We start from the raw sequence: 12,472 nt of genomic DNA on the forward strand, positions 1-12,472 counted from the left end.
GATGAGCATCGCAGGAACAGTCGCCGTCGGCGGCGTGGTCATGACACTGCTGACGGGAGTCCAGCCGGTCCCCAGCACGGAGTCTGTCGTCCGGACGGCGTCGGGTGCCGTGCGTGGCCAGGTGCACGCTGGGTACCGCTCGTTCGAGGGGATCCCGTACGCGGCGCCACCGGTCGGGACGCTGCGGTGGCAAGCCCCGCAGCCGGTGCGGCCATGGTCCGGGGTTCGGGCGGCGGTGCAACCGGGCAACCGGTGCGCCCAGGTCGCGAGTCCGTCGGCAGGGACGCCGGGATCGACCAGTGAGGACTGTCTGTATCTCAATGTCACGGCACCAGCCGGTGCCGACCGGAATCTCCCGGTGCTCGTCTACGTGCATGGTGGCGGTCTGAGTAGCGGCGCCGGCAGCGACCTGGTGCCTCGGCGGCTGGCGGTCGGGGGCCATGCGGTGGTGGTGACGCTGAACTACCGTCTGGGCGTCTTCGGATTCTTCGGTGCGCCCGGCCTCACCGGTTCGGGAACGTTCGGGCTCCAGGACCAGCAGGCGGCGCTGCGCTGGGTTCAGCAGAACATCGCGGCCTTCGGTGGCGACCCGCGCCGTACGACGTTGTTCGGAGAGTCCGGCGGTGGGGACAGCGTCTGCGGCCAGTTCGTGTCACCGGCCGCCCGTGGCCTGTTCAGCCGGGTGATGATCCAGACCGGCACCTGCAGTACGGCGAACCCGGTCGATGCGCTGATTCCGGGCGCGGGCGCCAAGGTCGCGAGCTGGCAGCCGGTCGCGACGGTGCAGCGGGCCGGTCAGGACGTGGCGGCCAAGTTCGGCTGTACAACCGCGGTCCTCGACTGTCTGCGCACTCTGCCGACCACTCGGTTGCTGACCGACCCGGCGGTTGCCGTGGCGTATTGGGGCCCGGCGTACGGCACGCCCACGTTGCCCGAACACCCTGCGACGGCGATCGAGCACGGCCGCTATCCGCGGATCCCGGTGCTGATCGGAACGACCAAGGACGAGGGGACGATTCTGGTGGCGCTCGCCGATCAGGCGAAGGACATCACGGCGTACCGCGACCTGCTGCACCGAGCCTTCGGCGACCGCGCCGGCGAGGTGGAGCGGGCCTATCCGGTCCGTCCGGGCGTCAGCCCGGCAGCGGCCTGGTCGGCGATCGTCGGCGATCGCGCCTACGTCTGCCCGAACCAGGAGACCGAGCGAACGCTCGCGCGCCGGGTGCCGACGTACGCCTACGAGTTCGCCGACCAGAACGCCCCGGTGATCTTCCACATCGACGCGGACTTCGCGCTCGGCGCCTACCACGGCTCCGATGTTCCGTACCTGTGGGACGACCCGGCGGGAGCGGCGACGTTCACCTTGTCTGCACCGCAGCAGCGCCTGTCCCGGACGATGATCGACTACGTGGCCCGGTTCGCCGCGACTGGAGATCCCAACGGCGTCAGTACGCCGTACTGGCCGCGGACCGGCTGGTTCGCACCGGGACCGCAGGTGCTCGAACCCGGACGGGTCCGGCCGGCCGACACCGCGACCACGCATCACTGCGAGCTGTGGAGTGCACTGCGATGACTGAGCAGCAGCGATCCGTCACCAACGTGGCCCGGCGGGCGCAGATCGTGCGGGCCGCGATCGAAGTGCTGGCCGAGTCCGGATATGCCGGTGCGTCGTTCGCCCGGATCACCAAGCACGCCGGACTGAGCAGCCCACGGATGGTGTCGTACCACTTCCGCGACAAGGACGACCTGGTCCAGCAGGTGCTGATCGAGGTGTTCACCGCCGGCGCCCAGGCGATCCTGGAGCGGATGGCGCAGGAGACGACCCTGCGCGGCAAACTCGTCGGCTATCTGGAGGCGAACCTGCGGTTCGTCCACGACCATCCGCAAGATGTCGCGGCGCTGACCGCGATCGGGCCGTACGTGCGCAAACCCGACGGTGAGCACTACGACCAGCAGTCGTCGCGAGAGGTCAGCGTGCACGGGCTCGAAGGTCTGCTGGCCGAGGGGCAGCGGTCCGGCGACTTCCAGGACTTCGACATCCGCTCGATGGCGGTCGCCATCCGGGGCGCCGTCGACGCCGCGCCGGCGCAGTTCCACGGCACGCCGGCACTTGATCTGGACACCTACACCCGCGAGCTGGTCGCCCTGTTCACGGCCAGGATCGTTGCCTCAGGCATCGAGGAGGACCAATGACGAACACACCCTGGTGGCGGCGGCCGCTGATCCTCGAGCTCGGTCTTCCGCTGGTCGCGTTCTACGGCCTGCGCTGGGCGGGAGCGAGCCAGTTCGTCGCGCTCCTGGCCGGTGCGGTGCTGACGGGAGCGGCCGCCGTCGTGCACGGGATCCGCGAACGTCGGGTGACCGGGATCCAGGTCTTCGTGCTCGGCACGATGCTGCTCAGCATCGGCATCTCACTGGTCAGCGGCAACCCGCGGGTGCTCCTGATCCGGAACGGCTGGGGGACAGCAGCCCTCGGGCTGTGGTGCCTGCTCACGCTGCTCGCGCGCAAACCCTTCCTGTACGAGGCAGGACGTCTGGTCCTCCCACCGGAAAAGGCCGAACAGTGGGCACACAACTGGGACAGCTCCGAGGTGTTCCAGCGCCTGCTCCGCACCTGTACCGCGTTCTGGGGCGCAGCGTTCCTTGTCGACGCTGCCGTCCGGGTGCTGTTCGCCGCGACCCTGCCGATCGACCTGGTGCCGCTCCTCGACGACATCCTCCTGGTCGTCACCCTGGCAGCCCTCGTCCTCTTCCAACGCACCTACGCCCGCGCCAGCCTCCGCCGCCACGGCCTCCGCCTCGACGGCACCCGCCTCGTCACAGCGCCCGACTGACCTGCATCTACTGTGGGTGATCCGGTGCGCAGCGCCCGGGCACACTCGGCTGTTTGGGGGACCGGATGACTGATCTGGCGGGGACGTTCCAGCATCAGGCGGTGGCGGAGGCTTACCAGCATCGGCCGCCGTACCCGGACGAGGTCTTCGACAGGCTCGAAGCGCTGATCACCGACGAGCCGCGACGCGTGCTCGACATCGGTGCCGGCGAGGGAGCGATCGCGCGTCCGCTCGCGCCGAGGGTCGAAGCCGTCGACGCGATCGACATCGCCCCGGCGATGATCGCGGCGGGGAAGCAGCGGCCCGGCGGCGACCACCCGGCCATCCACTGGCAGGTGAGCGGCATCGAGACCGCTGAGCTGACCGGGCCGTACGCGCTCGTCACCGCCGGCGCCAGCATCCACTGGATGCCGTGGGAGGAGACCTTCGCCCAGATCGTCCCGCACCTGACACCCAACGCGCAGCTGGTCGTGATCGAGCACGGGCCGGTGGACACGCCCTGGCGGGACGCCGTGAGGGCCCTGATCAAGCTGCACTCGCGCAAGCAGGACTTCAACCCGAAGTTCAAGGTCGTCGACGCCATCCAGGAACGTGGCCTGCTCGACCTGAGCGGTACGGCGCGGACCGCGCCGATCACGTACCACCAGCGTGTCGCCGACTACGTGGAGCAGTTTCACTCGACCTCGAGTCTGGCCCGGGAGTTGATGCCGGCCGAGGAGGCCGCGGCGTTCGACGCCGGCGTCGAGAGCGCCGTGCGTCCCTACGCCCGGGACGGTGTCCTGGAGTTGCGGATCGAGGCCGAGCTGAGCTGGGGCCGGCCCCTGCCGCCGAGAACGGTGGCAGCTACCGGCCATTGACCCCCGGGCGCGGGGTCGGCGTCGCTAGCTTGCCCGGATGGGCCTAGAGGTGAGGGATCTCGTACCGGCGTTCCTGGCCTTCTGGGACAACGCACCGGACGGCTGGGACGAGTATGTCGGGCAGCACCCGGAGGTGCTGGACGACCTGACCAACACCGGCCGCACGCTGACCTCGGAACGGCGTGAGCGCGCGTTGGCGACGTACCGGGAGCAGGAAGAGCGGATCTGGGTCAACGCGCCGCATGGGGTTCGCTGGATCGAGGAGGCGGCGGCGCGCGTTGTGCCGTTGTTGGAGGCTGAGCATGTCGACCTTCAGGGGGTCGCGATGGTTGGACTCGGTACGTCGAACGGGTGGGTGTCCGGTGGGAAGCTCTATCTGGCCGTCGAGCAGATCCTCGATGAGCGGTCCGCTCGCATTCTCGCCACCCACGAGATTGCCCACGCACTGCAGTTGCCGTTGCCGGCAGAGCCCTGGCCTTCCGACACCACTCTCGGGTGCACGGTCTATGCCGAGGGCTTCGCGACTGCACTGACCGCCGAGCTCTTCCCGGAGTACACGCTGGCCGAACACCTCTGGTTCGGTCCCGGGTACGACGATTGGCTCGCCGACTGCGAGCAGCAACAGGATGCGGCCGCGGCGGCCATCCTCCGGGACCTCGACGCCGAGGACGGCGACACGCTCGGCCGCTACCTCGCGTTCGGCGGCGAGCGCGAGTTCCCGACCCGGATCGGCTACTTCATCGGCACCCGCCTGATCCAGGCGCTACGCCGCGACCACACCTGGCCGGAGCTCGCCCGCTGGTCCACTACCCGAGCCATGGACGCGGTCCGGACCCAGCTAGTCGTCCAGTAGGGCGTCGGCTCGGGACTGTAGGTAGTGGTGTTCGGGAGTGCTTTGGGTGAGCCGCGCGGCCTCGAGGTAGGACTCTCGGGCAGCGGCGGTGTTGCCGGCTAGCTCGTGGAGGTGAGCCCGTACGGCGGCCAGCCGGTGGTGGTCGGTGAGGGCCGGGTCGACGGTATCCAGGAGAGCGAGCGCCGGAGTGGGGCCGTGGACCATGGCTACGGCGACTGTGCGGTTGAGGGTGACCATGGGCCCGGGAGCCGTGGCTTCCAGGAGTTCGTAGAGCATCAGGATCTGGCGCCAGTCAGTGGCGTCCGCATCGGCGGCCTGATCGTGTACGGCGGCGATGGCGGCCTGCAGCTGGTACGGGCCGACCGGAGCGGTCGCCAAGGTAGTGGTGATCAGCTCGATGCCTTCAGCAATGGCCAGCGGGTCCCAGCGGGAGCGGTCCTGCTCGGGCAGCCGTACGAGGTGCCCCTCGGGAGTGGTCCGGGCAGGCCGGCGGGCATCGGTGAGCAGCATCAGCGCGAGCAGACCCGCGACCTCACCCTCGTCCGGCAGCTGCGCACGGAGTTGCCGAGTGAGCCGGATGGCTTCCGCGCTGAGCTCGACGCGGTGCAGTGACTCACCGGATGACGCCGTGTAGCCCTCGTTGAAGATCAGATACAGCACATGCAGTACGGCGGTCAGCCGGGCCGCCAGCTCGTCCTCCGGTGGCAGGGCGAACCGGGCACCCTGCAGCTTCGCCTTCGCCCGGCTGATCCGCTGGCCGATGGTTGCCTCCGGCACCAGAAAGGCCCGGGCGATCTCGCCGGTGGTCAACCCGCCGACCGCTCGCAGCGTGAGCGCGACCTGGGACGGGGGAGTGAGCTCCGGATGACAGCACAGCATCAGCAGCGTCAGCGAGTCGTCGACCGACGACACCGAGGCAGGCTCCGACGGCTCGGCCGCCGACTCACGCCGTACCCGGGCCGCCTCACTACGCAGCACCTCGATCCGCCGCCGGGACGCGACCGTGATCAGCCAGCTCCGCGGATTCTCCGGTACGCCGTCGCTCGGCCACTGCATCGATGCTGCGAGCAACGCCTCCTGGACCGCATCCTCGCAGGCGGCGAAATCGCCGTACCGGCGTGCCAGCGCACTCAGCACGGCAGGTGCCTGCGCACGCAGCACCTCCTCGACCGCCATCACGTGTACGCCGACAGGTCGCGCACCGGACGCACCTCCACCACGCTGTACGGCGCCTCCGGGATCAGGGCAACGATCTCGGCCGCACGCTCCATCGACTCGCAGTCGAGAAGGTAGAAGCCCGCCAGCTGCTCTTTCACCTCGGCGAACGGGCCGTCCGTGGTGAGTGGCCTGCCGTCACGCACCAGGACCTGTTTGGTCGCCGACGGCTCGGCCAGAGACTCGGAGGCGAGCAGCTCGTCACGTTCGGCCAAGGCCTCGTGCAGAGCGGCGTACCCTGCCATCCCTTCACGCTTCTGTTCGTCGGTGAGGCCGTCCCACACTGCCCGGGACTGCGGATTGCCGTAGATGAGTACCAGGAACTTGGACACGGTCCAGTATCGATCGGATCACCGGTTCATAGCACCCATAGCGGGTGACCCGCGGACGCGTTCAGGTGTAGTGGGCCCTGCCCGCGTGGCCGGGCATGGCCCGGGCCAGGGGCCCAAGTACAGTTACGACCGAATATCCAGGGGTTGAGAGAGGAGGGGGCGCGTGCCGGACTTGGAAGTGTCCGACCGGGTGCTCACGATCCCGAACGCGCTCAGCTTCCTCAGGTTGCTGGGTGTGCCGCTGTTCCTGTGGCTGATCCTCGGGCCGCACGAGGACGGCTGGGCGTTGCTCGTGCTGGCGATCTCCGGTTTCACGGACTGGGCCGACGGCCAGATCGCGCGCCGGATGAACCAGACCACCCGGCTCGGGCAGATGCTCGACCCGGTGGCCGACCGGCTCTACATCTTCGCCACCGTGCTCGGCCTGGCGTTGCGCGACATCATCCCGTGGTGGCTGGCGATCGCGCTGCCGCTGCGTGACCTGTTGCTCACGTTCACGTTGCCGGCGCTGCACCGCCGCGGCTTCAACGCGCTGCCGGTGCACTTCCTCGGCAAGTCGGCGACCTTCTGTCTGCTCTACGCGTTCCCGTTGCTGCTGCTCGGTGACGGCGACAGCACGCTGAACCTGCTGGCCCGCGTCGTCGGCTGGGCGTTCGCGATCTGGGGCACAGCGCTCTACTACTGGGCCGGAGTGCTCTACTTCGAGCAGTTGCGGCACCTGATCCAGACAGTGAAACCGATCGACAAGGCCCGGTAGTCCCAGTGACCGAGCCCGCGACCAAACCGGCGCCGCCGCCGCGCCGCGTCGACGCGTCGATGTCGCTGCTGAACAACCTGGTGGCGCACCCGATCGACGAGGGGTACGCCGTTGCCGCCCGGAGCCGGCCGGAGCAGGGTGGCAAGCCGGCCCGGGTGCGGCACCGGGCGATGCTGACGGTCGCGGCGCTGGTGCTCGGGTTCCTGATCGCGGTCGCGGCGTCGCAGAACTACCGCAGTGCGCCGGAGGCGGAGAAGCAGCGCAAGGAGCTGATCACCCGCATCAACCAGGCCGACAACCGGCTCAAGGGGTTGCGCACCGATCAGATCCGGCTGGCCGACGAGGTCCGCCGGCTGCAGGCCGAGGGACTGAGCAACACCAGCGACGGTACGGCGTTGCAGCAGCAGGTGGACGACCTGGAGCTGCAGACCGGGGCAGTCGCGGTGACCGGGCCGGGTGTCAAAGCTGTGGTCGACGACGCCAAGGACGCGGACAAGGAAGGCCGGCTGCTCGACGTCGACCTCCAGCAGCTCGTCAACGGGCTGTGGACGGCCGGTGCGGAGGCGATCTCGGTGAACGGTCACCGGCTGACCGCGATGACCGCGATCCGTGGGGCGGGGAGCGCGATCACGGTCGACTACACGTCGCTGACCCCGCCGTACACGGTGCTGGCGATCGGTGACACCGGGACGCTGCCGGCCCGGTTCGCGCAGAGCTCGGGTGGCCAGTGGGTGCAGTACCTGGTCAGCAACTTCGATGTCCGGATGACGATCACGACGGAGGATTCCTTGCTGGTGCCGGCGGATGCGACCATCGCGCTGCGATACGCGAAGGTGATCGAGAAATGATCGCCGTACTCGGACTGGTCATCGGTGTGGTGGTCGGCCTGCTGGTCGCACCGGACGTGCCGGAGTGGGCGCAGCCGTACCTGCCGATCGCGGTGGTCGCGGCGCTGGACGCGGTGTTCGGCGCGCTGCGCGCGTTCCTGGACGGGATCTTCAACGACAAGGTGTTCGTGGTGTCGTTCGTGTCCAACGTGCTGATCGCGGCGCTGATCGTGTACCTGGGCGACCAGCTCGGCGTCGGCTCGCAGCTGTCCACCGGCGTGGTCGTCGTCCTGGGCATCCGGATCTTCACCAACATGGCCGCGATCCGCCGGCACATCTTCCGGGCCTGATCATGAGCGACGAGAAGCCGGACACCCCGGACCCGGAGAAGCCAGCACCGGAGCAGACAGCACCGGAGCAGACAGGCCCGGAGCAGAGCACGCCCGAGCAGTCGGCTCCCGAGCCGACCGCGGCGGACGATCAGCCGACGGTCATCGCGAGCTGGTGGGGTGCCGACGGCAAGCCCGCCGGGCCGGACGCCGAGGCCGAGCCGGACGTGCAGGACGAGCTCCCGCGCCGCCCGAAGTCGGAGCACGCCAAGCCCCCGCGCTTCCCCACCCCGGACCCCGAACCAACTCGTCCCGAAGCGACCCGGCCCGAGCCACCAACCCGGCCCGAGCCCGCGCAGCCGGTACGGCGTGAGCCCGCGCAGCCGGTACGGCGTGAGCCCGAGCCGACGGTACGACGTGAGCCTGAGCCGACGGTACGACGTGAGCCTGAGCCGCCGGTTCGGCGTGAGCCCGAGCCGGAGTCGGTCGAGCAGGCGCATCCGGTGGAGCCGACGCCGATGCCGGTCGCGAAGAAGCCGCGGACGCCGAACCTCGCCGTCCGCCGCCTGAAGGCCGGCTTCAAGCCGTCCCGCGGCCAGGCGATCGTGGCGGTCGTGCTCGCGCTGGTCGCCTGTACGGCGGTCGTCCAGGTCCGGGTGAACCGGGCCGACGACGGCTATCAGAACGCCCGCCGCGAGGACCTGATCGCGATCCTCGACGGCCTCGGCCAGAACACCCGGCGGCTGGAGAGCGAGATCGCGGAGCTGGAGGAGCGCAAGAACACGCTGTCCTCCAGCGCGAACAAGGCGAAGACCGCCCAGGAGCAGGCCGACGCCCAGATCCGCACGCTCGGCATCCTGGCCGGCACACTGCCTGCCCGCGGCCCCGGTGTCCGGATCACGCTGAACGATCCGCAGAGCAAGATGACGTCGAGCAACCTGCTGGACGCGATCGAGGAGCTGCGCGACGCCGGCGCCGAGGCGATCCAGATCAACGGCCTGGCCCGGGTGGTGGCCAGTACCGACTTCGTCGACGACGCCCCCGGCATCCTGATCGACGGCAAGAAGGTGAACTCGCCGTACGTGATCGAGGCGATCGGCGACTCGCACAGCCTGGCCGAGGCCTCCAACTTTCCCGGCGGTCTGGTCAGTGAGGTGACCGGTCCCCAGATCGGCGGGACGGCGGACGTGAACGAGGAGACCAGCGTCGCCATCACCGCCTTGCACGCGCAGGAGGAGCATCGCTACGCTCGCCCGGCGCCCAGCCCGACCAAGTAATTCCTTCGAGAAAGAGGAACGACGGTGTACCCCGAAGACCTGAAGTACACGGCCGAGCACGAATGGGTGAAGGCCAACGAGGAAGCCCCGGTGCGGGTCGGCATCACCGACTTCGCGCAGGACGCCCTCGGCGACATCGTCTACGTGCAGCTCCCCGAGGTCGGCAGCGCGGTGCGCGCCGGTGACTCCTGCGGCGAGCTCGAGTCGACCAAGAGCGTCAGCGACCTGTTCGCACCCGTCAACGGCACGGTCCGCGCGGTGAACGAGGCGCTGGCCGACCAGCCCGACCTGGTCAACACCGACCCGTACGGCGAGGGCTGGCTGCTCGACATCGAGGTCGACGACATCGCCGAGGTCGAGGCCCTGATGGACGCCGAGACCTACAAGGGCCAGCTCGACCCGAGCTGACACCGTCCTGGTAGGTTTACCGGACCTCAACCGCTGGTAGAGGGTTGGGGCCCGGGTCCACACTTGTCATCACGGGGTCTACGAACAACAACGTCGCCGGACCGCCGGCGATCGGGAGGATCACAGCATGCCGTTCTGCAACCAGTGCGGGCACGAGAACTCCGAGGGCAGCCGCTTCTGCTCGCAGTGCGGAGCGATGCTCCCTGGGGCGGACCGACCGGCCGCCGCGACGCCGACGCCGGGTGTGACGGACACCGCGATGCTGACGCCGATCAGCGCCGAGCCCGAGACCGAGCGCTTCGACCAGGGCGAGCCGCTGTCGGCCGACGACCAGGCCGCCGTCGGTGCGCTGCCGGCCGGGTCGGCACTGCTGATCGTCCAGCGCGGCCCGAACGCGGGCAGCCGGTTCCTGCTCGACGTCGACGTGGTCACCGCGGGCCGGCACCCGGACAGCGACATCTTCCTCGACGACGTGACGGTCTCCCGCCGGCACGCCGAGTTCCGTCGCGACGCGTACGGCGTCAAGGTCCGCGACGTCGGCAGCCTGAACGGCACCTACGTGAACCGGGACCGCATCGACGAGGTCCAGCTGAGCAACGGCGACGAGGTGCAGATCGGCAAGTACCGGCTGGTCTACTACGCCAGTGGCCAAGCCTGAGCTCTCGATCGGCGAGGTCCTGCAGCTGCTGCAGGCCGAGTTCACCGATGTCACCATCTCCAAGATCCGTTTCCTGGAGGCCGAGGGGCTGGTGACACCGGCGCGGACCGCGTCGGGCTACCGCAAGTTCAGCGCCGCCGACGTGGAGCGGCTGCGCTACGTGCTGACCGCCCAGCGCGACCAGTACCTGCCGTTGAAGGTCATCAAGGAGCACCTCGGTGCCCTCGACCGTGGCCTGCGCCCAGCGGCAGGTGGTCCGCCGATCGCCCCCAGTACGCCGGCCGCCGGGCCGGCCGCTGACGACTTCGGTGCCACCGGCACCGACCTGCGACTGACCAAGGCGGAGCTGTGCGCGGCCGCCGGAGTCGGTACGGCGTTGCTCGCCGAGCTGGAGAGCCACGGCCTGATCGTGGCCGAGGGCAAGCATTACGGGGGCGACGCGATCGTGGTCGCGCAGGTGGCCGCGGAGCTCGCGACGTACGGGATCGAGCCGCGGCACCTGCGGCCGTTCCGGACCGCCGCCGACCGCGAGGTGGGGCTGATCGAGCAGGTCACGGGCCCGCGCCGTACCGACCGGACGCAGGAGCTGGCGGCGCTCACCGTTCGGTTGCACACGGCACTGGTGAGATCCCGGCTGCCGCACTGAGCGGCGCGGAGTAGGCTGAAGGTGTGCGCGAAGTCGACGTAGTCGGAGTCCGGGTCGAGATGCCCTCGAGTCAGCCCATCGTGCTGCTCCGGGAGGTCGGCGGTGAGCGGTACCTGCCGATCTGGATCGGTGCGGCCGAAGCGAGTGCGATCGCGTTCGCCCAGCAGGGGATGGAGCCGCCCCGGCCGCTGACCCACGACCTGTTCGCGGAGACGATCCGCGTGCTCGGGCACACGCTCAGTCAGGTGCGGATCGTGAACCTGACCGACGGCGTCTTCGAGGCGATCCTGGTCTTCGACGACAAGACCGAGATCTCGGCCCGCCCGTCGGACTCGATCGCGATCGCGCTGCGGACCGGGACACCGGTGTTCTGCACCGAGGAGATCCTGGCCGAGGCCGGGATCCCGGTTCCGGAGAGTGAGAACGAGGCCGACGAGGTGCAGGAGGAAGAGGAGGTCGAGCGGTTCCGCGAGTTCCTCGACCAGGTCACTCCGGAAGACTTCGACAAGAGCTGAGCCCGCTTCGGAGGCCTGAACCGGGCAAGGCCGGGTAGGTAACGATTCGTATGGGAGTCGCGACACGCTAACGGCTCGGAGCGGTTGTCGTTGACCCTCTCAGGTCGGCGGCTTACCGTGAAGGAGTCGTGGGGCACCGTTACTCCACGGAGATGACTCGTTCCAGTAGGTATTCAGGGAGGCTCAGGCGTGACACGCACCGGCGACACGGATCTGACGGCGCAGTCGACGTCCGAAGCACGCGCCGAGGCGGCGATCACCGCCGGCGTTCAGGGCCTGCTCTTCGAGGACGACCTGCGGCCGATGCCGGCTGATGTCGGGTTCCGTGGACCGACGGCTTGTGCCGCGGCGGGTATCACCTACCGTCAGCTCGACTACTGGGCGCGGACCGGTCTGGTCTCGCCGTCGGTGCGTCCGGCGACGGGTTCGGGCACGCAGCGCCTCTACGGTTTCCGTGACGTTCTGTTGCTGAAGGTGATCAAGCGGCTGCTCGACGCCGGGATCTCACTGCAGCAGATCCGGACCGCGATCGCCCACCTGAGCAAGCGCGGGATCGACGACCTGACCCAGATCACCTTGATGAGTGACGGCGCGTCGGTCTACATGTGCACCTCGCCGGACGAGGTCATCGACCTGCTGGCCGGTGGCCAGGGAGTCTTCGGCATCGCCCTCGGCGGTGTCTGGCGTGAGGTCGAGGGCTCGCTGTCCGAGCTGCCGACCGAGCGTGCCGACGGTCACGGCGACGGTGGTGAGGGCGACAGCCACGCCAGCGACGAGCTGGCCGCCCGCCGCCGGGCCCGCATGACGGGCTGAGGTACTCTTTCTGCTAGCCGTACACCGCACTTGGGAGAGACCCGTTCAACCGGGCGCCGAAGGGGCAATTCCTCCCCGGAACCTCTCAGGCCCATGGACCGAGTGCGCCAGGCGACTCTGAAGCGTGCGGTCATGGCGTGACAGAGGGGGA

Annotated in this window: 16 protein-coding genes and 1 riboswitch; of the genes, 14 read left to right on the forward strand and 2 right to left on the reverse strand. The window is 69.3% G+C overall.

Going from position 1 to position 12,472, the window contains the following annotated elements:
- The first annotated feature begins 1 nt into the window (after nucleotide 1).
- The 5 genes from OG474_RS36355 (at nucleotide 2) to OG474_RS36375 (ending at nucleotide 4,544) form a co-directional block, all read left to right on the forward strand.
- Nucleotides 2-1,573 (forward strand): carboxylesterase/lipase family protein, encoded by a 1,572-nt coding sequence (locus tag OG474_RS36355; protein ID WP_405058173.1) that lies wholly within the window; start codon nucleotides 2-4, stop codon nucleotides 1,571-1,573.
- On the forward strand, nucleotides 1,570-2,193 hold the full coding sequence (locus tag OG474_RS36360) for a TetR/AcrR family transcriptional regulator (protein ID WP_405058174.1): 624 nt from the start codon (nucleotides 1,570-1,572) through the stop codon (nucleotides 2,191-2,193). The genes OG474_RS36355 and OG474_RS36360 overlap by 4 nt, the downstream gene beginning before the upstream one ends.
- Entirely contained in the window at nucleotides 2,190-2,834 is a 645-nt protein-coding gene (locus tag OG474_RS36365) for a VC0807 family protein (protein ID WP_405058175.1), read from the forward strand. Before OG474_RS36360 ends, OG474_RS36365 begins: the two co-directional genes overlap by 4 nt.
- 65 nt (nucleotides 2,835-2,899) lie before the next feature.
- Nucleotides 2,900-3,691 carry a class I SAM-dependent methyltransferase gene (locus OG474_RS36370; protein WP_405058176.1) on the forward strand — a complete coding sequence of 264 codons (792 nt, stop codon included), beginning with the start codon at nucleotides 2,900-2,902 and terminating at the stop codon, nucleotides 3,689-3,691.
- Nucleotides 3,692-3,728: 37 nt separating this feature from the next.
- Entirely contained in the window at nucleotides 3,729-4,544 is an 816-nt protein-coding gene (locus OG474_RS36375; protein ID WP_405058177.1) for a DUF2268 domain-containing putative Zn-dependent protease, read from the forward strand.
- On the opposite strand, the gene OG474_RS36380 is transcribed toward OG474_RS36375, so the two are convergent.
- Nucleotides 4,530-5,720: an RNA polymerase sigma factor gene (locus tag OG474_RS36380; RefSeq protein WP_405058178.1), complete on the reverse strand. Its 1,191-nt coding sequence runs from the start codon at nucleotides 5,718-5,720 to the stop codon at nucleotides 4,530-4,532. The genes OG474_RS36375 and OG474_RS36380 overlap by 15 nt on opposite strands.
- Complete coding sequence (locus tag OG474_RS36385) at nucleotides 5,720-6,091, reverse strand: YciI family protein (RefSeq protein ID WP_405058179.1); 372 nt, start codon at nucleotides 6,089-6,091, stop codon at nucleotides 5,720-5,722. The genes OG474_RS36380 and OG474_RS36385 overlap by 1 nt, the downstream gene beginning before the upstream one ends.
- 163 nt (nucleotides 6,092-6,254) lie before the next feature.
- On the opposite strand from OG474_RS36385, the gene OG474_RS36390 reads away from it, so the two are divergent.
- The 9 genes from OG474_RS36390 to OG474_RS36430 all read left to right on the forward strand — a co-directional run bounded on the left by OG474_RS36390 (nucleotide 6,255) and on the right by OG474_RS36430 (nucleotide 12,321).
- The gene (locus tag OG474_RS36390) at nucleotides 6,255-6,848 is read left to right on the forward strand and encodes a CDP-alcohol phosphatidyltransferase family protein (RefSeq protein ID WP_405058180.1); all 594 of its coding nucleotides are present in this window, start codon (nucleotides 6,255-6,257) and stop codon (nucleotides 6,846-6,848) included.
- 5 nt (nucleotides 6,849-6,853) lie between these two features.
- Nucleotides 6,854-7,696: a DUF881 domain-containing protein gene (locus OG474_RS36395; protein ID WP_405058181.1), complete on the forward strand. Its 843-nt coding sequence runs from the start codon at nucleotides 6,854-6,856 to the stop codon at nucleotides 7,694-7,696.
- A complete protein-coding gene (locus tag OG474_RS36400) occupies nucleotides 7,693-8,025 on the forward strand; it encodes a small basic family protein (RefSeq protein ID WP_405058182.1) in 333 nt (110 codons plus the stop codon). The genes OG474_RS36395 and OG474_RS36400 overlap by 4 nt, the downstream gene beginning before the upstream one ends.
- Nucleotides 8,026-8,027: 2 nt before the next feature.
- Complete coding sequence (locus OG474_RS36405) at nucleotides 8,028-9,281, forward strand: DUF881 domain-containing protein (RefSeq protein ID WP_405058183.1); 1,254 nt, start codon at nucleotides 8,028-8,030, stop codon at nucleotides 9,279-9,281.
- A gap of 24 nt (nucleotides 9,282-9,305) precedes the next feature.
- A complete protein-coding gene (gene gcvH, locus OG474_RS36410; protein ID WP_405058184.1) occupies nucleotides 9,306-9,689 on the forward strand; it encodes a glycine cleavage system protein GcvH in 384 nt (127 codons plus the stop codon).
- A gap of 127 nt (nucleotides 9,690-9,816) precedes the next feature.
- Entirely contained in the window at nucleotides 9,817-10,347 is a 531-nt protein-coding gene (locus tag OG474_RS36415; RefSeq protein ID WP_380157571.1) for an FHA domain-containing protein, read from the forward strand.
- On the forward strand, nucleotides 10,334-10,993 hold the full coding sequence (locus OG474_RS36420) for a MerR family transcriptional regulator (protein WP_405058185.1): 660 nt from the start codon (nucleotides 10,334-10,336) through the stop codon (nucleotides 10,991-10,993). Before OG474_RS36415 ends, OG474_RS36420 begins: the two co-directional genes overlap by 14 nt.
- A gap of 23 nt (nucleotides 10,994-11,016) precedes the next feature.
- A complete protein-coding gene (locus tag OG474_RS36425; protein ID WP_405058186.1) occupies nucleotides 11,017-11,508 on the forward strand; it encodes a bifunctional nuclease family protein in 492 nt (163 codons plus the stop codon).
- A gap of 189 nt (nucleotides 11,509-11,697) precedes the next feature.
- The gene (locus OG474_RS36430) at nucleotides 11,698-12,321 is read left to right on the forward strand and encodes a MerR family transcriptional regulator (protein WP_405058187.1); all 624 of its coding nucleotides are present in this window, start codon (nucleotides 11,698-11,700) and stop codon (nucleotides 12,319-12,321) included.
- 21 nt (nucleotides 12,322-12,342) lie between these two features.
- Nucleotides 12,343-12,432, forward strand: a riboswitch (glycine riboswitch).
- Nucleotides 12,433-12,472: the final 40 nt, after the last annotated feature.

This window comes from Kribbella sp. NBC_01505, assembly GCF_045040285.1.
Lineage (GTDB): Bacteria > Actinomycetota > Actinomycetes > Propionibacteriales > Kribbellaceae > Kribbella.

Bases quoted from the DNA above. Each gene is read 5' to 3' on its own strand.
- OG474_RS36415 (WP_380157571.1), top strand. From the start codon at position 9,817: ATGCCGTTCTGCAACCAGTGCGGGCACGAGAACTCCGAGGGCAGCCGC.
- OG474_RS36375 (WP_405058177.1), top strand. From the start codon at position 3,729: ATGGGCCTAGAGGTGAGGGATCTCGTACCGGCGTTCCTGGCCTTCTGG.
- OG474_RS36365 (WP_405058175.1), top strand. From the start codon at position 2,190: ATGACGAACACACCCTGGTGGCGGCGGCCGCTGATCCTCGAGCTCGGT.
- OG474_RS36405 (WP_405058183.1), top strand. From the start codon at position 8,028: ATGAGCGACGAGAAGCCGGACACCCCGGACCCGGAGAAGCCAGCACCG.
- OG474_RS36360 (WP_405058174.1), top strand. From the start codon at position 1,570: ATGACTGAGCAGCAGCGATCCGTCACCAACGTGGCCCGGCGGGCGCAG.
- OG474_RS36370 (WP_405058176.1), top strand. From the start codon at position 2,900: ATGACTGATCTGGCGGGGACGTTCCAGCATCAGGCGGTGGCGGAGGCT.
- OG474_RS36355 (WP_405058173.1), top strand. From the start codon at position 2: ATGAGCATCGCAGGAACAGTCGCCGTCGGCGGCGTGGTCATGACACTG.
- OG474_RS36400 (WP_405058182.1), top strand. From the start codon at position 7,693: ATGATCGCCGTACTCGGACTGGTCATCGGTGTGGTGGTCGGCCTGCTG.
- OG474_RS36380 (WP_405058178.1), bottom strand. From the start codon at position 5,720: ATGGCGGTCGAGGAGGTGCTGCGTGCGCAGGCACCTGCCGTGCTGAGT.